The sequence below is a fragment of the Halomonas sp. AOP7-B1-5 genome (assembly GCF_052353045.1).
Taxonomy (GTDB): Bacteria; Pseudomonadota; Gammaproteobacteria; order Pseudomonadales; family Halomonadaceae; genus Vreelandella; species Vreelandella colorata.
Genome location: NZ_JBQTDC010000022.1, coordinates 39,387 through 63,002 on the forward strand (window position 1 = coordinate 39,387; position 23,616 = coordinate 63,002).

General features: G+C 49.0%; 20 protein-coding genes. All 20 read left to right on the forward strand.

Annotated features, from left to right (window positions below; translation table 11 throughout):
- The first annotated feature begins 264 nt into the window (after positions 1–264).
- The 20 genes from ACT3XD_RS11970 to ACT3XD_RS12065 all read left to right on the forward strand — a co-directional run bounded on the left by ACT3XD_RS11970 (position 265) and on the right by ACT3XD_RS12065 (position 23,611).
- Positions 265–675 carry a DVU3141 family protein gene (locus ACT3XD_RS11970; RefSeq protein ID WP_192538922.1) on the forward strand — a complete coding sequence of 137 codons (411 nt, stop codon included), beginning with the start codon at positions 265–267 and terminating at the stop codon, positions 673–675.
- Positions 675–2,399 carry a polysaccharide biosynthesis/export family protein gene (locus ACT3XD_RS11975; RefSeq protein WP_192538921.1) on the forward strand — a complete coding sequence of 575 codons (1,725 nt, stop codon included), beginning with the start codon at positions 675–677 and terminating at the stop codon, positions 2,397–2,399. The genes ACT3XD_RS11970 and ACT3XD_RS11975 overlap by 1 nt, the downstream gene beginning before the upstream one ends.
- 149 nt (positions 2,400–2,548) lie before the next feature.
- The gene (locus ACT3XD_RS11980) at positions 2,549–3,358 is read left to right on the forward strand and encodes an ABC transporter permease (protein WP_192538920.1); all 810 of its coding nucleotides are present in this window, start codon (positions 2,549–2,551) and stop codon (positions 3,356–3,358) included.
- A gap of 3 nt (positions 3,359–3,361) precedes the next feature.
- On the forward strand, positions 3,362–4,462 hold the full coding sequence (locus tag ACT3XD_RS11985) for a chain-length determining protein (protein ID WP_192538919.1): 1,101 nt from the start codon (positions 3,362–3,364) through the stop codon (positions 4,460–4,462).
- A 264-nt stretch (positions 4,463–4,726) separates the two neighbouring features.
- Positions 4,727–4,984, forward strand: a complete 258-nt coding sequence (locus ACT3XD_RS11990) for a DUF4258 domain-containing protein (RefSeq protein ID WP_192538918.1) — start codon at positions 4,727–4,729, stop codon at positions 4,982–4,984.
- Positions 4,984–5,175: a DUF2283 domain-containing protein gene (locus ACT3XD_RS11995; protein ID WP_192538917.1), complete on the forward strand. Its 192-nt coding sequence runs from the start codon at positions 4,984–4,986 to the stop codon at positions 5,173–5,175. Before ACT3XD_RS11990 ends, ACT3XD_RS11995 begins: the two co-directional genes overlap by 1 nt.
- A 230-nt stretch (positions 5,176–5,405) precedes the next feature.
- A complete protein-coding gene (locus ACT3XD_RS12000) occupies positions 5,406–6,803 on the forward strand; it encodes an MBL fold metallo-hydrolase (protein ID WP_192538916.1) in 1,398 nt (465 codons plus the stop codon).
- A gap of 39 nt (positions 6,804–6,842) precedes the next feature.
- Positions 6,843–7,193, forward strand: coding sequence for a four helix bundle protein (locus tag ACT3XD_RS12005; RefSeq protein ID WP_192538915.1), 351 nt, complete (start codon positions 6,843–6,845; stop codon positions 7,191–7,193).
- 82 nt (positions 7,194–7,275) lie between these two features.
- On the forward strand, positions 7,276–8,190 hold the full coding sequence (locus tag ACT3XD_RS12010) for an ABC transporter ATP-binding protein (RefSeq protein WP_192538914.1): 915 nt from the start codon (positions 7,276–7,278) through the stop codon (positions 8,188–8,190).
- A 49-nt stretch (positions 8,191–8,239) separates the two neighbouring features.
- Positions 8,240–9,409 carry a dTDP-glucose 4,6-dehydratase gene (gene rfbB / locus ACT3XD_RS12015; protein ID WP_192538913.1) on the forward strand — a complete coding sequence of 390 codons (1,170 nt, stop codon included), beginning with the start codon at positions 8,240–8,242 and terminating at the stop codon, positions 9,407–9,409.
- A gap of 222 nt (positions 9,410–9,631) precedes the next feature.
- Positions 9,632–10,546: a dTDP-4-dehydrorhamnose reductase gene (rfbD, locus tag ACT3XD_RS12020; RefSeq protein ID WP_192538912.1), complete on the forward strand. Its 915-nt coding sequence runs from the start codon at positions 9,632–9,634 to the stop codon at positions 10,544–10,546.
- A gap of 78 nt (positions 10,547–10,624) precedes the next feature.
- Positions 10,625–11,539 (forward strand): glucose-1-phosphate thymidylyltransferase RfbA, encoded by a 915-nt coding sequence (gene rfbA, locus ACT3XD_RS12025; RefSeq protein WP_192538911.1) that lies wholly within the window; start codon positions 10,625–10,627, stop codon positions 11,537–11,539.
- Between the two features lie 105 nt (positions 11,540–11,644).
- Positions 11,645–12,187, forward strand: coding sequence for a dTDP-4-dehydrorhamnose 3,5-epimerase (rfbC, locus tag ACT3XD_RS12030; RefSeq protein WP_192538910.1), 543 nt, complete (start codon positions 11,645–11,647; stop codon positions 12,185–12,187).
- Between the two features lie 67 nt (positions 12,188–12,254).
- Entirely contained in the window at positions 12,255–13,577 is a 1,323-nt protein-coding gene (locus ACT3XD_RS12035; protein WP_192538909.1) for a UDP-glucose dehydrogenase family protein, read from the forward strand.
- Between the two features lie 199 nt (positions 13,578–13,776).
- Entirely contained in the window at positions 13,777–15,564 is a 1,788-nt protein-coding gene (locus tag ACT3XD_RS12040) for a hypothetical protein (RefSeq protein WP_263974122.1), read from the forward strand.
- The gene (locus tag ACT3XD_RS12045; RefSeq protein WP_192538908.1) at positions 15,561–17,351 is read left to right on the forward strand and encodes a hypothetical protein; all 1,791 of its coding nucleotides are present in this window, start codon (positions 15,561–15,563) and stop codon (positions 17,349–17,351) included. Before ACT3XD_RS12040 ends, ACT3XD_RS12045 begins: the two co-directional genes overlap by 4 nt.
- A 56-nt stretch (positions 17,352–17,407) precedes the next feature.
- Complete coding sequence (locus ACT3XD_RS12050; protein ID WP_192538907.1) at positions 17,408–17,698, forward strand: hypothetical protein; 291 nt, start codon at positions 17,408–17,410, stop codon at positions 17,696–17,698.
- A gap of 83 nt (positions 17,699–17,781) precedes the next feature.
- Positions 17,782–18,900 carry a non-hydrolyzing UDP-N-acetylglucosamine 2-epimerase gene (wecB, locus tag ACT3XD_RS12055; protein WP_192538906.1) on the forward strand — a complete coding sequence of 373 codons (1,119 nt, stop codon included), beginning with the start codon at positions 17,782–17,784 and terminating at the stop codon, positions 18,898–18,900.
- Positions 18,901–18,989: 89 nt separating this feature from the next.
- Positions 18,990–20,270: a UDP-N-acetyl-D-mannosamine dehydrogenase gene (wecC, locus tag ACT3XD_RS12060; RefSeq protein ID WP_192538905.1), complete on the forward strand. Its 1,281-nt coding sequence runs from the start codon at positions 18,990–18,992 to the stop codon at positions 20,268–20,270.
- A 110-nt stretch (positions 20,271–20,380) separates the two neighbouring features.
- Complete coding sequence (locus ACT3XD_RS12065; protein ID WP_192538904.1) at positions 20,381–23,611, forward strand: glycosyltransferase; 3,231 nt, start codon at positions 20,381–20,383, stop codon at positions 23,609–23,611.
- Positions 23,612–23,616: the final 5 nt, after the last annotated feature.

Sequence of the window (23,616 nt, forward strand, 5' to 3'; positions counted from 1 at the left end):
ATGAAGATAAGTATTTCAAGAGATTCATTGCTTAGTAATGGGCCAAATGTAAACAAGAGCATAGGCTCGTTAGTAAGTCACCCCTAAATAGAAAATCGTGGTGGCTTATTGGTATGGAGACTCACTCGCGAATCCCCTACAATGGCGGCTGGCTTTTTTACAGTAGGGGTTTGGCCAGCTTTCATCCCGCAAAAGGATAGGGCAAGGGAATGCGCCCGTATTAATCCCTGGGCGGTAGCGTGCCTTTTTTCTGGAATTATCACTATGTCAAATACCTCTTTATCGATGGCACGGCCGGCTCGTATGCTGCTGGTCGCGTTTAGCGTTGCCGTGATTAGCGGTTGCGCTACCTACCCGAACGGCACTCAGCAGCAAGCGCAATACGTACTAAATAATGACCCTGCCAAGCTATTGAACGATGACACCCTGAATGGCTTTCTTTCTCAGGCACCTGCCGGTTCCGTGATTAACCTGGCCACAAGCCCCTGGGGCAATAACGTTGAAGTCGTCGCCGATGCATCGTACCTGGCGGCGAGCGGTCGTGAATGCCGAAAACTGCGGGTTGTAGAAGCAGGCAGTAGCGCTCGTTCAGCATTAGTATGCGAAACACCTAACGGCTGGGTGAATCAACGTGCCATTACCCAAACGGATACTCCATTACAAGGGCGCTATTAATGAACGTTTCACGCCTATTTAAGCGATTTTCACCCAAGCGCCCTTTAGCTATTCTATCTTTTGCCTTACTTGGCAGTGCGTTAAGCAGTGCTAGCTGGGCGCAAAGCATTAGCCTACCTAATACCATTCTGCCTGAAGACCAGGCCCGCGCTCAGCAAGAGCAGGTCAACGATACGCCCAGAGCCGACTGGCGCAGCGGCACCTATGGCCCCGTGTCAGCGCCCATGCAAAACCCGGATGCATTGCCGCCGTTTGGCGCCAACTTGTTTACAGGTGGGTTTCGTGGCGCGATGGGCGATGGCCTTAACTCTGATTACCAAGTGAAACCGGGCGATCAGGTAACCGTACGCGCCTGGGGCGCGTTTGAGTTTGACCGCGTACTCCCGGTAGACGCCCAAGGCAATATTTTTATACCCGGTTCAGGCCCGCTTAACATTGAAGGTCAAAATAGCCAGCAGGTAGATAACAGCGTGCGCCGCGCGATTACCTCGGTGTATCCGGACAACGTAGAGGTTTACACCAATCTGCAGGGCGTTCAGCCCGTGGCCGTATTTGTAACCGGCTATGTGGATAGCCCCGGCCGTTACGCTGGCACCCCCAATGACTCCCTGCTGTATTTCCTCGACCAGGCGGGCGGTATTGACCAGGACCTGGGCAGCTACCGCCAAATTCGCGTAATGCGTAATGAGCGCAGCGTAGCCACCGTCGACCTCTACGACTTCCTGATAAACGGCACCATTGCCCGCCCGCAGTTCCAGGATGGCGACACCATTGTGGTCGAAGAACGCGGCCCCGCGATTGCGGTGGGTGGCGATGTCCATCGTGAACACCGTTACGAGCTATTGGGCAACCAGTTAAGCGGTGCCGAGCTTGTTAATCTGGCGCGATTAAAAAGTGGGGTTTCTCATGTGTTGCTGCGTGGCAACCGAGAAAGCGGCCCCATTGCACAATATTTCCCGATCGACATGTTCTATGGCCAGACCGTTCGCAGCGGTGATGAAGTCATGTTCAGCGCCGACCAGCGCAGCGAAACCATCGTGGTCGAAGTGGAAGGCAGTTACTATGGCCCATCGCGTTATGCGCTACCGCGCAATGCGCGCTTAAGCGAACTGCTGGATGCGATAGCCGTACCGGAGCGCATGACAGCGGTAGAGAGTATTTCCCTGCAGCGCGAAAGCGTAAAAGAACAGCAGCAGCAGTCCATGGAAGATAGCCTGCGCCGTTTGGAAACCACCTACCTAAGCGCCCCCTCTAGCACCAATGAAGAAGCCCAGGTGCGTGCTCAAGAAGCCGAGCTAATTCAAAACTTTGTTGAGCGTGCCCGCGAGCTTGAGCCCAGCGGGCGGATGGTCGTGGCGTACGATGGCCGAATTTCGGATATTCGTTTGCAAGACGGCGATGTGATCACCATTCCTGAAATTAGCGACTCAATGCTGATAAGCGGCGAAGTGCTAGTGCCCCAAGCCGCCGTATATCGCCCGGGCATGAACGTGATCGACTATATCGAAAGCGCCGGGGGCTTCACCCAGCGGGCTGATGAAGACCACATTCTGATCGTTCGTCAAAACGGTGCGGTAGAAAACGCCCGCAAGGTAAACCTGCGCCCAGGCGATGAGATCCTCGTCATGCCCGCCGCGCCTACGCACAACCTGCAGCTAGCCGCCACACTCACGCAGATCCTTTATCAAGTAGCCGTTGCCACCCGTGTAGCCGTTGATTTGTAGTGAATGGTGAATAGTTAGTGGTGAGTGGTGAGTAGTGAATGGTAAGTGCGGGGCCTTGTAGCGCGTGGTAACGAGCGCAGCGAGGCACCCGCGGGTGGGCGGCGCTAGCCGCCCCAAACCTGCATAAGTAACAAACGTAGGACACACCAATGGCCGATAACCCAACGGCACCCCGTGGCGCCCGTTCGCCCTGGCAAGTAACCCGCAGCGTGTGGTACGCCATGTTTATGCGCGAAGCCATCTCGCGCACCATGGCCGACCGCATGGGCTGGTTCTGGATGATTTTTGAACCGGTGGCCTTTGTAGCCATTATGGTGGGCGTTCGAAGTTTTATTCGTGGTGATCGACTAGTCGTCAACGCAGAATTTATTCCCTGGCTTATTGCAGGATTGATGGGGTTTTTTCTAGTGCGAGAAGGAATGATGCTGGGCATGGGAGCGATAAATGCCAATAAAGCACTTTTTGCCTATCGCCAGGTTCAGCCTGTAGACCCCGTACTTACGCGTAACTTCCTGGAAGGCATGTTGCGCACGTTCGTCTTTCTGATCTTTATCGTGGGTGGATTGATGCTCGGCCAGGATATGTACCCAGATAATGCTATTCGCGTTATGGCGGCCTGGTTTTCACTCTGGAGTCTGGGGCTGGGGTTAGGGCTCTTCACGTCCGTGGCTGCTACATTGGTACCGGAGGTGGGCAAAGTAATAAGAATGCTTTCCATACCTTTGCTTATTTTGTCGGGGGTTATTCTTCCGTTAAACAGTTTGCCGCACTGGTTACTTGAGTACCTGATGCTAAACCCCATTCCTCATGGGCTAGAAACGCTGCGCCTTGGGTTCTTTGAAAACTACCATGTGGTACCGGGTACCGATATGCTCTATTTCTGGCTATTTACGCTCTCGCTCATCGCCCTGGGGCTTATTATGCACCTGCGCTTTATTGACCGGTTAAAGGCAAGCTAAATCATGCAAGGTTCACTCTCTCGTTTTGTTAAGAAATCGCCACACTGGACGCTGGCCTTTATTGCGATTATTTTGGTCTCCTTTTACTGGTTTATTTGGGCACAAGACCGCTATGTATCTCGCGCGACGGTTGTACTGGATAGCCCTCAAGTGGCCACGCCGGAATTCAGTCTCTCTTCACTAATGGGCAGCGGTGGCGGCGGCAACACTCACGACCTACTGCTGCTGCGTGAGCACCTGCTTTCCGTGGATATGCTACGCCGCCTGGATGACTCGCTCGGCTTTCGCGAACACTACAGCGAGCACGGCGATATCTTCGCCACGCTATGGAACGCCGACGCCCCCATAGAAGAGCTGCACAAATACTACCTGCGCCGGGTCAACATCGAGCTGGATGAGTACGCTGGCGTACTCAATGTTGAGGTGCAAGGCTATACACCTGAGTTTGCCCACGATATGGCCCAAATGCTGTTGGAAGCTGGCGAAGACCATATGAACCAGATGGGCCACCGATTGGCAGATGAACAAGTACGCTTTCTGGAACAGCAGATGGTCCGTTTGGAAGAGCGCTTTCGCGAGACGCGCGCCGAGCTGCTTGATTTCCAGAACGAGTATGGCCTGATATCTCCAACCGCTACAGTGGAAAGCCTTAACCAGGTAGTGGCCACGCTGGAAGGGGACTTGGCCCGCCTGCAAGCCCAGCGCGATGCACTCGCAAGCTTTCAGAGTTCGCAATCCGCTGAGCTGCGCCAGGTAGAGCGCAATATCACCGCGCTGCGCGATCAAATCAGCGAGCAAAGCGAACGCCTAGCTCAAGCAGCAGGCGGCGCCCTAAACCGCGTCTCCGCTGAATATGAAACGTTGGAGCTTCAGGCCCAGTTTGCCCAGGAAACCTACTCCAGCGCCCTGGCATCTCTCGAAAACACCCGGTTGGAAGCCGCCCGCCAACTCAAACAGGTAAGCGTGCTGCAAAGCCCGCTCTATCCCGAGTACCCCACAGAGCCCAATCGGCTTTATAACAGCAGTGTCTTTGCCATCATCACCATCTTCCTCGCCTTTATCTTCAGCATGATATTGATGATCGTGAAAGATCACCGAGACTAAAAGTGGTGAGTGGTGAGTGGTGAGTGGTGAGTGGTGAGTGGTGAGTGGTGAGGTTTTGTAGCGCGTGGTAACGAATTCGCGAGGAACGAGCGAATGAGGCACCCGCGAAAGGCGGCTGCGAAGCCGCCCTGGCCGCGCCACAAAACCGATGTTTATGCACTCCGCCGCCCAACGCGGTATGACACGCTGTACCGCTTAACTCAAGCCAGCTACATGCTTAGCCCTAGACGAATGACCATCCAAACTAACGATGTAGCCTGAAATATGTACAGCCACCGCTTCAATATAGATATTCATATTACCCGTCATGCCAGAGAGCGTATGGCTAGTAGAAACATTACAGAAAGCGAGCTGCTAGAATTGATAGAACAGGGTACAGAAAAGTACAAAGACGATATCCGGTTTTGGATAGCAAGACATTTCGAAAATCGTCAAGACAACCTTTTATCTGTCGCAGCAGTTCTAGAAGAAAAATTAGTAGTCAAAACTGTTATGCATCACTTTGAGTGGGAGAATGAGTAATGCGAACTACTTATGATGAAGCAGATGACATTCTCGTTCTGCACCTATCAGAAAAACGGACCGTGAAAGAGGTTTCCCAAGACTGGAATACGCATATTAGTTACGCTGAAGACGGCACGATTACAGAGATCGTCATTCTTGAAGCTTCTAAGCAAGGAGCATGGCCGCTTTTGAAAAGCTATGCCGCGTAACTCAATCCTTACGCGCTGCTATCGCGCGGGGTGTCCGTAGTAGTTAAGTCTCTTATCATAAGACTGGACTTACGCCGCGCTACGAAATTATTCACACAAACGATTGGGTCTGTGTACTTGTAGCGCGTGGTAACGAATTTGCGAGGAACGAGCGAATGAGGCACCCGCGGGAGAAGACGCGCAGCGGCTTCCAGATACGGCCACGTAACTGATCAAAACGAAGGAGCTTCATGCTCAATATTCTCCACCATGGCGGCGCTACCGGTGTTACAGGCAGCTGTCACCAGCTGATACTCAACAGCGAGCATTCACTCCTTATCGATTGCGGCCTTTTCCAAGGCGAAGACGCCGCCAAAGACAGCTTCGAACAGCTACAAATCGAATTTGATATCGCAACGGTTAAAGCCCTGGTCATCACCCACGTGCATATTGACCACGTAGGGCGGTTACCGTATTTGCTGGCGGCGGGTTTTAAAGGGCCGATTATTTGCTCCGAGCCTTCTGCCAAACTACTGCCGCTGGTCATTGAAGACGCGCTTAAAATTGGCTTTACCCGCAATGCTGATCTTATAAACCGTTTCCAGGCCCAACTTGAATCGCAGATTGTTAGCGTGCCCTATGGCAAATGGCACAGCGTTGTTAATGATCCTATCGGCACAACACACATAAAACTTAAGCGGGCAGGGCACATTTTAGGTTCTTGCTACGTTGAAGTGGCTTATCAGGATGCCGCAACCCGTGAAAAAGAGCGTGTAGTATTTTCTGGCGACCTGGGTGCCCCTCATGCACCACTGTTACCTGCACCACAATCGCCATATGGTTGCGATCAGCTAGTGCTGGAAAGCACTTACGGTAATCGCACTCACCCTGACCGCCGCCAGCGCCAATCAGTATTAAAGAATGCGATAGAACAAGCGCTCGCTAATGGCGGCACCGTGATGGTGCCCGCATTTAGCATTGGCCGTACCCAAGAATTGCTTTACGAGCTTGAAGGTATTATTGCCGGTGCTAAAAGAAGCCAGTGGAAAGACCTAGAAATTATTGTCGATTCACCGCTAGCCGCACGCTTTACCAAGGTTTACCGCGAGCTAAAACCTTACTGGGATAAAGAAGCCCAGGCCCGCCTACGTAGCGGTCGCCACCCGCTCAACTTCGCCAATCTCTACACAGTAGATAGCCACGTAGAGCATGAGCAAACGGTTGAGTACTTAGCCAAAACGGGCAGGCCCGCCATTGTCATTGCCGCCAGCGGTATGTGTGCAGGCGGGCGCATTATGAACTACCTAAAAGCCATGCTAAGCGACGCCCGCCATCAAGTGCTGTTTGTAGGTTACCAAGGCGCAGGCACCCCAGGTCGCGATATTCAGCAATACGGCCCAAAAGGCGGCTGGGTGGAAATCGACGGCGAACGCATAGACATTAAAGCCGGAGTTACCTCCGTTAGCGGTTACTCCGCCCATGCCGATCAGCAAGATTTACTCAACTTTGTAAAACGCATGCACCGCTGGCCCCACACCATACGCTTGGTACACGGCGATCAAGGTGCTCGTGAAGCGCTCAAGAGTGAGCTAGAAGCGCTATATGCACGTAAAGGCAAAGACGTGGAAGTGGTTAGTAGTGAATGGTGAGTAGTGAGTAGTGAGTAGTGAATGGTGAGTGGAGGGGGGATGAGGAAGCATCAAGAGTTGCGTGTATGGCAGCAGGTGATGGATCTGGTTGAACAGGTCTACGGTATAACCAAACTATTCCCAGACGACGAGCGCTATGGGCTCATCAGCCAAATGCGCCGCTGCGCTGTTTCTGTTCCCAGCAATATTGCAGAAGGTGCAGCTAGAGGAAGCACACAAGAATTCATTCGTTTTCTCTATATATCTCAAGGCTCTTTCAGTGAACTAGAAACCCAATTACTTATCGCTCAGCGCCTTAAATATTTAGAAAATATATCAGTCACGTTATCAGCAATTAACCAAGCCTCAGCCCAGCTAGGCGGCCTGATCAAACATTTAAAGAGTCGGTGATAATGATCTATTACACAAAACGTCTATTCACCATTTACCACTCACTATTCACCACTCACCATTCACCACTCACGAACCCCAAATGATCGAAATCAAGAACCTCTACAAGCGCTACCACAACCACCATGGCAGCGACTGGGTGCTTAAAGATATCAACGTCACTATTCCAACCGGGGTAGGGGTAGGCTTGATCGGTGCCAACGGCGCCGGTAAATCTACACTTTTGCGTCTAATCGCGGGTATGGATTCGCCCGAGCGTGGTGAGGTTATTCGTCATAGCCGCGTCTCATGGCCCATTGGTCTTTCCGGCGGTATGCAGAGTAATATGACAGGTCGCCAAAATGCTAAGTTTGTAGCTCGCGTACAGGGTAGTAGCCCTAAAGAAGTTCAGCGTGTTATTAATTTTGTAGAGGATTTCGCTGAAATAGGTCAAGCCTTCGACGAACCTATTCGTACTTATTCCTCGGGTATGCGCTCGCGCATATCTTTTGGCTTATCGCTGGCATTCGATTTTGATGTCTATATTTCCGATGAAGCCACTGCTGTTGGCGACCGCGCGTTTAAAGCGAAAGCCAAAGCGCTTTTTGAATCTAAAATTGGCAAAGCCTCTTTAATTATGGTGTCTCACTCGGAAGGCATCTTAAAAGATCTTTGCCAGGCTGGTTTGTATCTCAAGGAGGGCAGTGCTTACTGGTATGACGATATCAACGAAGCGATAGCTGCCTATCACGCCGATGTCGATGCCAAGAAAAAAGCCGGTGAAAGCGACTTACCCAGTGATGTAAATGGTGCACGGCGCTACCTGGCGGAATGCCATCAGATTTTGAAAGGCGCCCAAGCTACCTTGAACGACTTGGTGGAAGAGGACGCGCCCAAGGAACAAATTAAAGCCGCCAGGCAGGAAGTACACACTGCTGGCGCCGCCGCAAAAGAAGCACGCCTGCACATAGAGGCGTTGGAAGAAAAACAGCGCAACGCCAAGCAGAAGCCAGCTTAAGCCACACACCGAACGCCACTGTTTAATAAGCGCGAAGTAAATGAAAAATATGGATATAAAAACTTTTTTAATCACCGGCGGCGCTGGTTTTATTGGCTCTGCAGTGGTGCGTGAACTGATTCAAAATACTCAACACAATGTTATCAATATAGATAAGCTTACCTATGCCGGTAATTTGGAATCGCTTGCCAGTGTTGAAAACAGTGACCGCTATACCTTCGAGCAAGCTGATATTTGCGATGCGCAGGCCATGCAGCGGCTATTTGAGACGTATCAGCCTGATGTTGTGATGCACTTGGCAGCAGAAAGCCATGTAGACCGCTCTATCGATGGCCCCGCCGAGTTTATCCAAACCAACGTGGTAGGCACCGCCGTGCTGCTGGAAGCCGCCCGCGCTTACTGGAAAAGCCTTCAGCAGCAAGATGCCCCAAAAGCCGAAGCGTTCCGCTTCCATCATATCAGTACCGATGAAGTGTATGGCGACCTGGCTGAGAATGAAGCGCTAGTAGTAAAAAGTCAGGAAAACGCCTCACCACTTACTACTCACCATTCACTATTCACCGAACAAACCCCTTACGCGCCCAGTTCACCTTACTCAGCAAGTAAAGCCAGCTCTGACCATTTAGTACGCGCATGGCAGCGCACCTACGGCCTGCCCACATTAGTGACTAACTGCTCCAACAACTACGGCCCGTACCACTTCCCTGAAAAGCTCATCCCGCTGATGATCCTCAATGCCCTGGCAGGCAAGCCCCTGCCGGTATACGGCGACGGCCAGCAAATCCGCGATTGGCTTTTTGTTGAAGACCACGCCCGCGCGCTTATTAAAGTAGCCACGGAAGGTAAAGTAGGCGAAACCTACAACATCGGCGGCCACAACGAGCAAACGAATTTGCACGTAGTGGAAACCATCTGTGAAATCCTGGACGAACTGGTGCCCCTAAAAGCAGACGAGGACGTTCAAGCTTCATCGCCCACCATTCACCATTCACCATTCACCACTTACAAACAACTAATAACCTTCGTTACCGACCGCCCAGGGCACGACGTACGCTACGCCATCGACGCTAGCAAGATCGAACACGAACTCGGCTGGGTGCCACAAGAAACGTTTGAGACCGGCCTACGCAAAACCGTGCAGTGGTACCTAGTCAACGAAACCTGGTGGAAACGCGTACAAGACGGCAGCTACCAAGGCCAACGCTTAGGCAGCCTATAAACCAGTAACGTATGCGGAAGGCTGTATGGAGCTGGCGCACCATACCCGCCTGTGGCAAAACCCAGGCGGCTGGCGCCGCCCCCGCGGGTGCCTCCACCGCTCGTTCCTCGCGCTTACGTTACACCGCGCTACGAAAAGGCACATATCAGGTTTTGTAGCGCGGCGTAAGCGTTAGCGCACCCGCGGGATAGCTTGAAGCGGGGCACCAAAAAGGATTTACCCATGAATATCTTCATCACTGGTGGCAACGGCCAGGTAGGCTTCGAGCTTCAACGCCAATTTTCACTATTCGGCAACATTCTGGCACCCACGCGTCATGAGCTTGATCTCAACGATTCCCAAGCCGTCGATACATACCTTGCCAAGCACAAGCCAGCGTTAATCCTCAACGCCGCTGCCTACACAGCCGTCGATAAAGCCGAAAGCGAACCCGAGCAGGCAAGGCGCCTAAACGCAGAGCTACCCGCGCAATTGGCCCAATACGCCGCCCAGCAAGATATTACCCTGGTGCATTACTCAAGCGACTACGTATACCCCGGCAACGGCGAAACGCCATGGCAAGAAGACAGCCCCACTGGCCCACTAAGCATCTATGGCCAAACCAAGCTGGAAGGGGATAACGCCATCACTGAAAGCGGCGCCAACCACCTGATTTTTCGTACCAGCTGGGTATACGCCGCACGCGGCAATAACTTCATGAAAACCATGCTACGCCTGGGCCGCGAGCGCGAAGCATTAAGCATCGTAAATGACCAAATAGGCGCGCCCACCCCAGCACGCCTAATCGCCCAAGTAACCGCTTTAGCATTTACACACCACAATTCACCACTCACCACTCACCACTCACGATTCACCACTCACATACCACAAGGCATCTACCACTTGGCGCCGCAGGGTGAAACCAGCTGGCACGGCTTTGCATGTGAAATTTTCAAACAGGCCAGTGAGGCTAACGAACAGCTAGCGATCACAACAGATAATACTGTTGGCATACCCACCATAGAGTATCCAACACCTGCAACGCGTCCGCTCAATTCACGTATGTGCCTGGTGAAACTTGAAGCGGCTCTCGGGGTCATACTACCCACTTGGCAACAACAGCTAGCACTAACGCTACGCGAATACTGTGAAGAGTGAAGGATAAATGAGTAGGGTGTCGATGCCCTTACGCCTCACTACTAACGCTTTACACAGAAATACTCACGGATGACTAATATGAACTCCTCACACTTCACAGCTAACCCTTCACAAAGAAAGGGCATCATCCTGGCCGGCGGTTCCGGCACGCGCCTGCACCCCATTACCCGCGGTGTATCCAAACAGCTGTTACCCGTTTACGACAAACCGATGATCTATTATCCGATCTCGGTATTAATGTTAGCTGGCATCCGCGAAATTCTGATTATCTCTACGCCAGAAGACCTGCCTCAATATCAAAACCTGCTGGGTAGTGGTGAAGACTTCGGCCTGCATTTTGAATATGCCGAACAACCCACCCCCGATGGCTTGGCACAAGCATTCATCATTGGTGAAGAATTTATAGGCAATAGCCCAGTTTGTTTAGTACTAGGCGATAATATCTTTCACGGCCAGCACTTTTCTGAGCAGCTAAAACGCGCCAGTGAACAGCCCAGCGGTGCCACGGTGTTTGGCTATTTGGTTAAAGACCCAGAACGCTTCGGCGTCGTGGAATTTAATGAAGCGGGTAAGGCCATCTCGATCGAAGAGAAACCTAAAAAGCCCAAGTCAGCCTATGCCGTCACAGGCCTTTATTTCTACGATAACGATGTCGTTAAAATAGCTAAAGCGGTTGAACCCTCCGAGCGGGGGGAGCTGGAAATCACCAGCGTTAACAACGCTTATCTTCAACAGGATAATTTGCGTGTTGAACGCCTGGGCCGAGGCTTCGCCTGGCTGGATACCGGCACCCACGATAGCCTGCTGGAAGCCAGCCAATACGTGCAAACCATAGAACACCGCCAAGGCCTCAAGATCGCCTGCCTGGAAGAAATCGCCTGGCAAAATGGCTGGATCAGCGATGAGCGATTGGCAACGCTCGCCAAGCCGCTAGCCAAGACCCAATACGGCCAATATCTCCAGCGGCTGCTTAAGCAGAAACCTAAAAAGTAGGTTTGATAAGCAAATTAACGGGCCACGGAAGTCACAGAAAACACGGACCAACCATTTGTTTTTTTCCGTGCTTTCAGTGAGTGTCCGTGGCGAAAAGGAATAACAATGCACTATCAGCAACTCGCCATTCCCGATGTCGTGCTTCTCACTCCAAAAGTCTTTGGTGATGAGCGCGGCTTCTTCATGGAAACCTTCCGCCAAAATGAATTTGAAGACCACTGCGGTAACTACCAATTTGTGCAGGATAACCACAGCAAATCGGCCCAGGGCATTTTGCGCGGCCTGCATTACCAGTTAAGCCAGCCCCAGGGCAAATTGGTGCGCGTTACGCGTGGCGAAGTGTTCGATGTAGCGGTAGATATGCGTAAAAGCTCGTCCACCTTTGGTCAGTGGGTAGGCGTCACGCTAAGTGAAGAAAACAAGCAGATGCTTTGGGTGCCTCCCGGTTTTGCACATGGCTTCTACGTTACGAGTGACGAAGCCGAGTTCCAATATAAATGCACCGACTATTACGCTCCAGGTGACGAGGTTTCGCTTCGCTGGGACGACCCCGAACTGGATATCAATTGGCCGATTAATCAAGCGCCCCAGCTTTCTGGAAAAGACCAGCAAGGCGTTGCGTTCACTGATGCACCCACCTTTAACTAGTAAATTCGGCAATTTTCCAGCTTGCTTTTGCGTAGAGCAAGCGCGTGAAGAGTGGTAACTCAAGACAATGAATATTACGATTTTTGGAACCGGCTACGTTGGCTTGGTAACGGGCACGTGCTTAGCGGATGCGGGGCATCATGTCATGTGTGTCGATGTCGATAAAGCCAAAATCGACCGGCTTAACGAAGGTATTATCCCCATCTTCGAGCCGGGCCTGGAACAGATGGTACGTCAGAATGTAGAAAGCGCTCGCTTGTCTTTCACCACACAAAGCGAGGAAGCAGTACGTTTTGGAACGCTTCAGTTTATTGCTGTGGGTACACCGCCCGGGGAAGATGGCAGTGCCGACTTGCAATATGTGCTGCAGGTAGCTGAAACCATCGGCCATCACATGGATGACTACAAGGTCATCATTAACAAATCGACAGTCCCTGTAGGCACGGCTGAAAAAGTGCAAGCCAAGATAGCGAAAACCCTTCAAGAGCGAGGGATCGAGCTGGATTACGATGTTTGCTCCAACCCTGAGTTTCTTAAGGAAGGGGCTGCCATTGAAGACTTTACGCGTGGCGCCCGCATTGTGGTGGGTACCCACAGTGAAAAAGCCATCAAGCTAATGCGTGAATGCTATGCCCCCTACAACCGTAACCGTGAAAAGATCATGGTTATGGATGTACGCAGCGCTGAGTTAACTAAATACGCCGCTAACGCCATGTTAGCCACCAAAATCAGTTTTATGAACGAAATGGCCAATTTAGCCGAGCGCTTAGGGGCGGATATTGAGCAGGTGCGCCAAGGCATTGGCTCTGACCCCCGTATTGGGTATCACTTTATTTACCCAGGCTGCGGCTATGGCGGTTCCTGCTTTCCTAAGGATGTACAAGCCTTAAGCCGTACCGCTCAGCAAGTAGGCTACAGGGCTGAGATGTTAGAAGCCGTAGAAGCTATTAATGAACGGCAGAAACACACCTTGTTTGAAAAACTGAGCAAAGCATTTAATGGCGAGCTTAAAGGGAAAAAAATTGGCGTATGGGGCTTAGCCTTCAAACCGAATACTGACGATATGCGCGAAGCGCCTAGCCGAGTGTTAATGGAATCGTTGTGGGAAGCTGGTGCACAAGTGTATGCCTACGACCCTGAAGCCATGACTGAAACACGCCATATTTATGGCAATCGTGATGATTTAAAGTTATGTGAGCGCATGGAAGACGCTGTTGCGGGCGCTGATGCCTTGGTGATTTGCACTGAATGGAAACAGTTTAGGGCAGTTAACCTAGCGTGGATAGCCAGTCAACTAAAAGGCGGCGTAGTCATTGACGGGCGCAATCTTTACAGCCCCAAAGATGCCAAAGCAGTAAATCTACGCTACATCTCGGTAGGTCGTATGTGACAAGAGCCGTTGGGGAGCGCACTTTTTTAGCGAAACTCTCTCAAACTATGAAACACGTTAAGAACATTCAAATGGCTAAATAGTCGCGGAAAACACCATCATAGCAATGTGCAGGTTTTGTTTTTGAAAATTGCGTGGGTGTCTGTCGTTAATAGTCTGCAAAAATGTCATTAAAATTTAAGCAAGGAGTTTTCATTTTATGCCGCAGGTAATTTATCTGGGCTTGCAAGCCTTCGCGCACGAGCCGCATCAGTTATTTCCATCTGCGGAAAACCCGCTGGCATTGGACACACTTCCAGCAAGCGAAGAAAGCACAGCGCTAGATCATACTGGGCCGATACTGCTGCCTGAGATAGACCAGGGAAGCCAAAACATTCTTCGCCAATGGTTGGGGCAGGATACCCAGCGTGAACTGACGATTGCCTGGCCGCATCCTCAAATGTGGTTAGCGGCTCGTTTAGCGCAGGGGGCTGATCCCGAGCAAGCATTAGATGAATGGCAGCAACAAGGCAAAACGCTCCTGAGTCTTTTCCGTTCAGTACGACGCCAGCTTAGTTTAGTTAGCTATGCGCCAGGCAGCACGCTAGAAAAATTGACGATGTCGGAAGTTACTGACCGCCTGCCGCCGGTATACCAACTAGCGGCTGCTCAATTGATAAGTCAAAATCTTACCGTGAATGAAGTCTATGACTATCTTAGGGCTAGCAGTCAGGTAAGCTCTACCGAGCAGCAAAGTACCGTGTCATTAGTGGCAGCGGTTCTTGAAAATTATTGCACGCTACAATCGGCACAGATGGGTAGCCGTCAACACCGTGAGCAGTTACAACATGCTAATGCTGGCCTTGATCGTCAGCAGCACGATATTGCCCGTTTGAAAGGAGAGCTAACAGCAGCGCGTGAAGAGTACGCCTTAGTAATTCAACAGCTTCAGAGTGCGCAGGAAGCACTGAGCGAGCGTGTTGATGAGCAAAAAGCGCACAACGAAAAGTTTAGTGCAGAAAGCGCAAAAAGCCTTGAGCAGGCGAAACAGAATGCTGAAAAGCTGCAGAAAGAAAATGCTCAGATGGTTACGCAAAGTGAGGCTGACAAGCAACGGTACTCTAAGTTGGAGCAAGACTACGCCGCTGCCAAAAAAGCTCAGCTAACACTACAGCAAGAAAAAGAAACTCTCGACAAAGCCTTGAAAGCAGAGCAGGGTACGCAGCAAGTAAACCACCAGGCACTGGCCAAAGCACAAAAAGAAAACGCTTGGCTGTTGGATACCTTGCAGCAAGCTCAACAGGCATATGAAGTATTGGACCAAGAATACCAAGCGCTTGGTCAGCGTAAAAACAGCGAGATTTCCCAGCAGCAGCGCTTGATAGATGCCCAGCAACAGAATCTTGACAATATCATTACCAAGCTCGAACGACGCGTAGCTGAATTACACAAGGTACAAGAGCAATTAGATAAGAGCACCCTTGATCAAACTGCTTTGCGTAAGCAGCTAGAGAAAAGCACTCTTGATGAAGCGCATTGGCGTAGGCAAAACGAAAAGCGCCAAAAAGAGCTAAACGTATTGCGTACAGATAGCCAACAACACATTCAACATCTCGAACGCCTGGTACAGTGGCTGCGAGTGCACGCTCAACGCCATGCAGCAGCAGCTTATCGTAACAGCCGCAGTTATAAAAAGGCACTTCCCAGACAGGTCGCCATGCTAGAAGCCAGTCCATTCTTTGACGCTGAGTGGTACCTCGAAAGCTACCCGGACGTTGCCCAATCGGGAATTAATCCCGCAGAACACTTTATCAAGTTCGGCGCTATAGATGGCCGTCATGCAGGCCCTTTATTCAGCACTGCGTTTTATCTTACTCACTATGAGGATGTCGCTGCATCCGGTCAGCACCCCTTACTGCATTATCTGCACTACGGTATGGCAGAACAGCGCCAAACGCATCTGTTACAACATCAGTTACCCGCACCAGCAAAGGGGGCTGACGTATGAGTCAAGATATCGGCCTGCTAGTGCATATTGGTCCGCTACGTGAAGAGAGCGAAACATTAATTAAAGATGTCAAACGGACCACGCTACTGGCATTACTTTCACCTATGCCTGCGCGCCAACAATCAGTATCTCAATCCGTACCCGCTTTACATGCTGCAGACCAATCGATAACGCCAGCCGGTGGCGAGGCGATATGTTACACCTATAATCTTAAAGACTTTAATAGCCTGGCCCCTGCTAATGAGCTAACTAGCCTTTATCCAGGGCTTAACGAAGCTTGCCAACAGCCCATTGATACCCAAACGTTACCACAAGCGTTGGAACAGGCTGGGCTAAGCCAGGCTGTATTAACCCATCTGGTTATCGAACAGCCGGAAATTGCCCTTAGCCTGCTGCAGTCATTCGAGCAAAACGCTTTGCTTGAGAAGTTGACCCATCTTTGGATACGTACTAGCCCGCTGGTACTTTATGACGGCATGACTACAAACGACGAACTGTCTCAATGGTGTGAGCAGCATGGTTTTGAAGTAATGGCAGGTCATGTGGATGATCCCGATTTCTTCCTTCTCGGCTTTACCCGTAGCCCGTTATATAGCCGTTTGAAAGATACCCAGACACAATTGGCTACACTTAACACTCAGTTCAACCAGCTAACTGCAGAGCGCGACGCACTGAAGAAGCAGCTTAACCAGGCGACCAAAGCTAGCCAGCAGCAGGTTGAAGAGAGCGCCGAGCAAATTAAGACTCTGCGAGTGGATTTAGAAGCTCAGCAAGCTCAGGCAGCAAATCTTCAAGAAAAGCTCGCGTCTAGCGACGAAGAACGCGATAACTACCAGCGTTACTTTACGAACCGCAAAAAACAGCATGAGGAAGCAGAAAAAAAGCTGGCCGACGCACAGCAAATGCTTAGTGAAAAAGACACGACCATTACCCGCCTCAGTGAACAGCTAGCCGCGTTACAGCAAAGTACTGAGCGTTTTGAACAGTTGGAAAGCAAATTGGAATCGCTGTTTGGTGAACAGCGAGGCTACATTCAGCAAACCACCAGCGCCTTGGGCCAACACGTTACCCGTAGCGCTCGGCAACAACGTGATGAGCAGGCGCTGACGCATTATTTGCAACATGGCCAACGCCCCGTTAGCCCACATCTTGCACCTGGCTATGCTATGGCTCTATTAGAGCATTATGATAACCAACACCATGATGTAGTGGTGATTTTCGGCAGCCAGGACACCACAGAGCTACTAGCGCAAAGCATTATCAACTCCCGATCAGACCAGCCGCGGCTAACCCAGCAAAACAGTCAGCATCAGGAAGCACACAATGGAGTGACGCTTTCCCATGATGACTTGCCGCAAACGATTGTCAGTGTTCAGCATCAGAAGACAGCTAGCGATGAGCTTAAAAAGCGCTTGGATAACAAGCAGCTTAGTCATGCTGTGAATGTGGTATACGCTCCCTGGATAGAGTGCCAGGCCAATGGTCAGACGGCACTGTTTTACGCAGCAGAAGCTACGCTGCAACGCCTTAATCAATGGCTGCCGGAAAATGCCCGCATACTGGTGATTGTCGGAGATACCCTGGCCACGGCAGGCCACAGCCGAGAAATTGCCTTACCGTTACTGCTGCAACAGCTGCCTACTCAGCAACTGGATATCATTTTAGAAGGTAACCATTGCCCGCAGGAAAGAGACTTGATCAACCGTTGGGAAGCTTTACTTGAAACCCGGCAACGCACTGCCCAGTGGCTAAAACTGGCCAACACTTACAGCCTCAGGCTTGAGTAACAAGACAATTCGCAACCTCCTGCAAACTGACCACTCATTCTTTACGAGCCAACATCATGGAAAAAGATCTTGTTAAGCGTGCACATGGCGCCTTTAACCAAGGTGACTACCAAAACGCCATAGCACTTTATCAGCAGGCGGCTTACCAATACGGGCAGCATCTATTCGATGTTAATATAAATATCTGTGAGCAACGGTTACAAAAGCCAAATCAAGTCATCAGTAGCGCCCCTAAAAGCCCTGAATCGATTCCTATCATTCAGCAGCTAGCCGAAACGCAAGAGCTTTTAGAGCATTACTATCGGCGCTGCCAGGAACTGGAATATCGCCTGCAAGATGAAGGCTAAAACGGCAAGCCTAGTGAATTACGAAGCTGTCAACGTGCGGCATTTAAGCCATACATTGCACCGATTAAAAAAGAAGGCAAGAAATGAAAGTACTTACTGTATTCGGTACACGTCCAGAAGCCATTAAAATGGCACCGCTTGCATTGCAGTTAGCAATAGATGAGCGTTTTGAGGCACGTGTTTGCGTTACCGCCCAGCATCGCGAAATGTTAGATCAAGTGCTTGACCTTTTTGAGCTGACACCCGAATACGATTTAAATATTATGAAGCCGGGGCAGGATCTGAACGATGTTACCTGCGGTATTTTGCAGGGCCTCAAATCGGTGCTGGAAGACTTCAAACCCGATATCGTTCTAGTGCATGGCGACACCGCCACCACTTTTGCCACCACGTTAGCTTGTTACTACCAGCAAATCCCGGTAGGGCATGTAGAAGCAGGCCTGCGTACCGGCAATCTTTATTCCCCATGGCCCGAAGAGGGCAATCGTAAACTCACCGGCGCCCTGGCTGCGGTTCACTTTGCCCCCACCTCTACCTCGCAGCAAAATTTGCTCAATGAAGGCATTGATCCGACGACTATTCATGTTACCGGTAATACCGTCATTGATGCGCTTTTGGAAGTAGCCCACAAGCTTGAAACCAATCAAGCGCTGGCGGCTGAGCAGGCCCAGCGGTTCCCTATGCTGGATGAGGGCAAACGTCTGATTCTAGTAACAGGGCACCGCCGTGAAAGTTTTGGCGGCGGGTTCGAGCGCATTTGCCAAGCCTTGGCTGATACCGCCGAACGCCACCCGGACACTCAGATTCTTTATCCGGTACACCTTAATCCCAACGTCCGCGAGCCGGTTAACCGCCTGTTGGCCAAGGTAGATAACGTTTACCTGATTGAACCGCAAGACTACCTGCCGTTTGTGTACCTGATGAACCGTGCCCACATTATTCTTACCGATTCTGGTGGTATTCAGGAAGAAGCGCCTTCACTGGGTAAACCCGTACTGGTAATGCGTGATACCACCGAGCGCCCCGAAGCCGTTGAAGCGGGCACCGTGAAGCTGGTAGGTACAGATGCTGCGGCCATCAGCAGTGAGCTTACTCGCCTACTAAACGATGATGACGCCTATAAGGCTATGAGCTATGCCCACAACCCATACGGGGATGGAAAAGCCTGCCAACGTATTCGAGATATTTTGAGTGAGCGGTAAATAGCCAGCACGCTGGGTGCTGGTGTTTTAGCATCGAGCTATCGTCCCTTACCATTCACCACTTACTATTTACTACCTTTGGGTAAAACATGAAATTCGAAACTATCTCCATGATCGGCCTGGGTTATATTGGCCTACCCACGGCTGCCGTATTCGCTTCACGCAAGCAAAAAGTCATTGGCGTCGATGTTAACCAGCATGCTGTCGATACCATTAATAATGGTGAGATTCATATTGTAGAGCCCGAGTTGGATATCGTGGTGCATGCAGCGGTAACGCAAGGATTTTTGCGTGCCACGATAACGCCTGAACCGGCAGATGCTTTCATGGTGGCGGTACCCACACCGTTTCATACCGATGAAAATGCCCAAAATCACAAGGCGGACTTGAGCTATATTGAAGCCGCTGCCAAATCCATTGCGCCGGTATTGAAAGCGGGTAATTTGGTCGTGCTGGAATCGACCAGCCCAATTGGTGCCACCGAGCAAATGGCGGCATGGCTTGCGGAAGCACGGCCAGACCTCACCTTTCCGCAAACGCACGGTGAAGCATCCGATATCCGTATTGCCCACTGCCCTGAGCGTGTACTGCCCGGCCATGTAATTCGGGAGCTGGTAGAGAACGACCGCGTAATTGGCGGCATGACACCTAAATGCGCTGAAGTCGCTAGTGCACTTTATAAAATCGTAGTAGAAGGCGAGTGCGTAACCACCACCGCCCGCACTGCCGAAATGGCCAAGCTGACCGAAAACAGCTTCCGCGATGTGAACATTGCGTTTGCCAACGAGCTATCCACTATTTGCCATGAACTGGACATCAACGTGTGGGAGCTGATTGCTCTGGCCAACCGCCACCCGCGCGTCAACATTCTCACGCCTGGCGCCGGTGTAGGTGGTCATTGTATTGCCGTAGACCCTTGGTTCATTGTCGATTCTTGCCCTGAACAAGCCAAGATTATCCGTGCCGCCCGTGAAGTTAATGACGCCAAACCCCAATGGGTATTGGGCCGTGTGAAAGAAGCGCTGGAGTACTACCACCAGCAGCACCCGGATGCTAAGCGCAGCGATTTAACCGTTGCCTGCCTGGGTGTAGCCTTCAAGCCAGATATTGACGACCTGCGTGAAAGCCCCGCTTTGGGTATTGCCCAGCAAGTTGCCCAGCTAGGCTGCCGCCTGCAAGTAGTCGAACCTAATATAGAAGCACTGCCTAAAGGGCTTCAAAACACCAATGTTGAATTGAAAACACTGGAAGAAGCGTTAACCCAAGCCGATGTGGTATGTGTGCTGGTTAAGCATAAAACTTTCATTGAGCATGTAGAGCATGTACGCGCTAAAGAAACAGTAATTGATGCAGTAGGCTTGTTAGGTTAGTTAGCGTAGAGAAGTTAGGAGAGGGGGCGGCCCTTCTCCTTACTTTTAACTCTTCTCATTTAAGCATTCATCAAGTACTCCTCTCCACTTAACACTCACGGCCAAATTAAATGGATGACCTGTTACACCACGCTCAACAGCTTGCTAACCTTCCAGCTACGCCTATAATCCAACCGATAGAAGGGCGCGTGGCCTATATTATTAATAAAGGCCATATTGAGTCTAATAGCGATACAGCTCGAAACCAGCAACTGGCGGAAGCGCTCAACCGACACGGTATTGAGGCTCTCTGTATGGTGCGCCCTGGTTGGTCTTGTGATGTGGAAGGTGGAGGTAATAGACAAATAACCCCAGAAGCTAATATAAATGGTGTTCGTTACCTGCATACGACGCTGCATGCTAATATCCTAGAAGATGAGCGCATTGCGTTTGAGGCAATAGTTGAGCAACTGATCAAACTGCTACGTATTTATCGCCCATCGGCAGTGTTAGCACAAACTGAGGGAGTAGGACTAGCAACATGGGTTGCCGCAAAACGCTCAGATATAGCTTTTTATGGTGTGCAAAATCAGGATGAGCAGAAAATTTTACAAAATAGTGCTCAAGATTTTGTAAAGACAAAAACGTTAAAAAATATTGTTATTCCAAATGAAGTGCAACATCAGCCTAGTAAAATTAATAATTTAATATATCAGATATTTCCTCAATTAAGTCCAGCTATAATGCTAAATACAAAATTCAATAGCTTCTATGAAAATACGTCAGTGGAAAAAACAGATTGGTATAGCTCTGCTGTTTTGGGTAAAGAGAGCATTGAAATCCGTGTATCCTCTAATAACCTTATTAAAGAAAAAAAGATAATTGTAAAAATTGTTTTTTTTAATGAAGAAAACTGTGAAGTTGAACCGTCAGTAGGTAGTCTACACCACTCTGATTTATATGGTTGGTTTAAATATTTGTCAGTTTATCAGGGGGACTTAGAGGATGCAGTCAGTGCTGTTAATATTTCAATACCTGAAAAAGCCAAGAGTATTAAAATATGCTTGATAAATTTTGGTAGAGTTGATGTGTCTGGATTGAGGGCAAAAATTGTTTTACATGAAAAGTCTTTAATGAAAAGTGATGCAGATTTAGAAAAAAGTGTTTTCGACTTTATTGCTGAGAATACAAAGCATCAAGTTTTAAGAACTAAAGCACTTATATATGGAGATGTCAGCCCTAATGTTTTAGATGGTTCTTCTATCTGGTTAACTTCAATAGCAAATATCGTTTCTTCTTCTAGAGAAACAATCCTTTTATTAAAAGATGATTTGAAAACTGATAAAGTAATAGCTAATTTAAATCAAAATAATAACTTATGTGTTATACAGCCTAAGGATATTGGCTTCAATGGGCCTCTAAATCAAAAGACAGCGGCAAAAGCACTGTCAATGCTTCACTCCCATTGCCCGCAGGTGACCGCTCTAATAACGAGAGGAGTAGACCTTGGATATGAAATACAAAAAAGAAAAGAATTCACGGGTATTTTTTATCCTTATTTAACCGATTTTTATGAGGTTGGTAGTCAAGGGTTTAAACTAATTGACGCTAAGGTAAAAAAGCTTAAAGAGATTGTGCTTAATGCTAGGTCTGTGCTTTTTCAAACTGAAGAGATTCGTAACAAAATAGAAGATATAGTTGGTTATGAAGTAGATGGAATGAGGCTGCCTCCAACCATTCCAGAAAATATACATACTTTTAGTGAAAATATACAGAAAAGCGATGACTTTATTGACATCGGCTATGCAGGAAAAGTACAGCTAAGGTGGGGAGTTGTTGAACTTATAGAAGAAGTAGAAAAACAGATTGCTAGAGGCAAGAAAATAAGACTACATATTGCAACAGGTAAGATATACGGTAAAGGGAAAGAAGGTGCTGAGTTCGTAAAGAAAATTAATAAATTTTTGGAAAAAGATTTTATAAAGGTTTACAAAGATTTATCGAGAGAAAAAGCGCTTTCTTTTATATCGACAATGGATCTTGTATGGTGTTATAGAGATCCAAATTTGGAAAATTCAACATTAGAGCTATCTACTAAGCTTGTTGAAACTGCAGCTCTTGGTAAGCCCTGTGTCGTTTATGCTTCAACAATAAATAAAAATTTTCTCGGAAAAGATTATCCTTTTTTAATAGAAAACCCTGAAGATATATCAAATATAATTGAGGGTTTAGGTAACTCTAAAAATCAAGTAGAGGAAAAGCTTAAGGTTTTAGCTAATGAAATTACTAAAAATTATACGTTTTCATCTTTACAAGGTCCTATAAATGAAAAACTTGATAAAGATAATAATGAATCTTTAAAAAATAAAAAAATTGTAATATCAGGTCATGATTTAAAGTTTATTTATTGTTATGTAACACATCTGCGACGTCAGGGAGCCGAAGTCGGTATTGATCCTTGGGAATGGGGGGGGCAAGTTAGTCAAAGTATTAGCGAGCATTATGCTGAATGGGCTGATTATATTTTCTGCGAGTGGGGTTTAGCAAATGCTGTATGGCATAGTAAAAATAAAAAAGAAGGTAAAAAATTATTTATTAGAATACATGCTCAAGAAGTTAGAAAAAAAGCAGAAAAATTTGGACACGCAATCAACGTTTCAAATATAAATAAATTTATTTTTGTATCTCCGCTAATTCGCAAGCAAGCGTTAGAAATGTTTGGCTGGGATGAAGACAAGACGGAAATTATTCCTAATGCGGTCAAAGAAAACAGGTTCTATGATCCAAATCGTGAAGTAAAGCCCATCCTTGGGATGGTGGGGATTGTTCCAACAACGAAGCGTCTAGATCGTGCCCTGGATCTATTGGCTGCACTAAATGAGAGGGGGTGGGAAGCCAAGTTGTACTGTAAAGGACATAGGCCTGAGGATTTACCTTTCATGAGTGCCCCAGGGCGTAGGCAAGAACTAGTTTACTACGAGGAACTCTACAAAAGAATTGAAAATGATCCTAACCTAAATGGCTATGTGTTTTTTGATAGTTGGGGAAATAATGTAGAGCAATGGTACCAGAAAGTGAGCTTTATACTCTCACCTAGTGATAATGAGTCATTTCATTATGCTCTGGCTGATGGTGTTATGGCTGGCTGCATACCTCTTGTATGGCCATGGGAAGGAGCAGTTCAAACATATTGCAATGAGTGGGTTGTTGAAGATACTTTAGATGCTGTTAGCAACTTCGAGCATTTAATCAATTTCAATAAAAAAGATGCTTCCTTATATAGGTCACAAAATATAGAGCTTATTGATTTTCGCTATAGTGAAAATAAAGTAAACCGTGTTTTAGATTTTTTGATGTTTTAATCCAG

What these genes read in the sequence shown, in the direction of transcription:
- ACT3XD_RS12065 (WP_192538904.1), top strand. Translation starts at nt 20,381, where the DNA reads ATGGATGACCTGTTACACCACGCTCAACAGCTTGCTAACCTTCCAGCT.
- ACT3XD_RS12035 (WP_192538909.1), top strand. Translation starts at nt 12,255, where the DNA reads ATGAATATTACGATTTTTGGAACCGGCTACGTTGGCTTGGTAACGGGC.
- ACT3XD_RS12040 (WP_263974122.1), top strand. Translation starts at nt 13,777, where the DNA reads ATGCCGCAGGTAATTTATCTGGGCTTGCAAGCCTTCGCGCACGAGCCG.
- ACT3XD_RS11995 (WP_192538917.1), top strand. Translation starts at nt 4,984, where the DNA reads ATGCGAACTACTTATGATGAAGCAGATGACATTCTCGTTCTGCACCTA.
- wecB (WP_192538906.1), top strand. Translation starts at nt 17,782, where the DNA reads ATGAAAGTACTTACTGTATTCGGTACACGTCCAGAAGCCATTAAAATG.
- rfbA (WP_192538911.1), top strand. Translation starts at nt 10,625, where the DNA reads ATGAACTCCTCACACTTCACAGCTAACCCTTCACAAAGAAAGGGCATC.
- rfbC (WP_192538910.1), top strand. Translation starts at nt 11,645, where the DNA reads ATGCACTATCAGCAACTCGCCATTCCCGATGTCGTGCTTCTCACTCCA.
- rfbB (WP_192538913.1), top strand. Translation starts at nt 8,240, where the DNA reads ATGGATATAAAAACTTTTTTAATCACCGGCGGCGCTGGTTTTATTGGC.
- ACT3XD_RS11980 (WP_192538920.1), top strand. Translation starts at nt 2,549, where the DNA reads ATGGCCGATAACCCAACGGCACCCCGTGGCGCCCGTTCGCCCTGGCAA.
- ACT3XD_RS11970 (WP_192538922.1), top strand. Translation starts at nt 265, where the DNA reads ATGTCAAATACCTCTTTATCGATGGCACGGCCGGCTCGTATGCTGCTG.
- ACT3XD_RS11975 (WP_192538921.1), top strand. Translation starts at nt 675, where the DNA reads ATGAACGTTTCACGCCTATTTAAGCGATTTTCACCCAAGCGCCCTTTA.
- rfbD (WP_192538912.1), top strand. Translation starts at nt 9,632, where the DNA reads ATGAATATCTTCATCACTGGTGGCAACGGCCAGGTAGGCTTCGAGCTT.
- ACT3XD_RS12005 (WP_192538915.1), top strand. Translation starts at nt 6,843, where the DNA reads ATGAGGAAGCATCAAGAGTTGCGTGTATGGCAGCAGGTGATGGATCTG.
- ACT3XD_RS12050 (WP_192538907.1), top strand. Translation starts at nt 17,408, where the DNA reads ATGGAAAAAGATCTTGTTAAGCGTGCACATGGCGCCTTTAACCAAGGT.
- ACT3XD_RS12010 (WP_192538914.1), top strand. Translation starts at nt 7,276, where the DNA reads ATGATCGAAATCAAGAACCTCTACAAGCGCTACCACAACCACCATGGC.
- ACT3XD_RS12000 (WP_192538916.1), top strand. Translation starts at nt 5,406, where the DNA reads ATGCTCAATATTCTCCACCATGGCGGCGCTACCGGTGTTACAGGCAGC.
- ACT3XD_RS11985 (WP_192538919.1), top strand. Translation starts at nt 3,362, where the DNA reads ATGCAAGGTTCACTCTCTCGTTTTGTTAAGAAATCGCCACACTGGACG.
- ACT3XD_RS11990 (WP_192538918.1), top strand. Translation starts at nt 4,727, where the DNA reads ATGTACAGCCACCGCTTCAATATAGATATTCATATTACCCGTCATGCC.
- wecC (WP_192538905.1), top strand. Translation starts at nt 18,990, where the DNA reads ATGAAATTCGAAACTATCTCCATGATCGGCCTGGGTTATATTGGCCTA.
- ACT3XD_RS12045 (WP_192538908.1), top strand. Translation starts at nt 15,561, where the DNA reads ATGAGTCAAGATATCGGCCTGCTAGTGCATATTGGTCCGCTACGTGAA.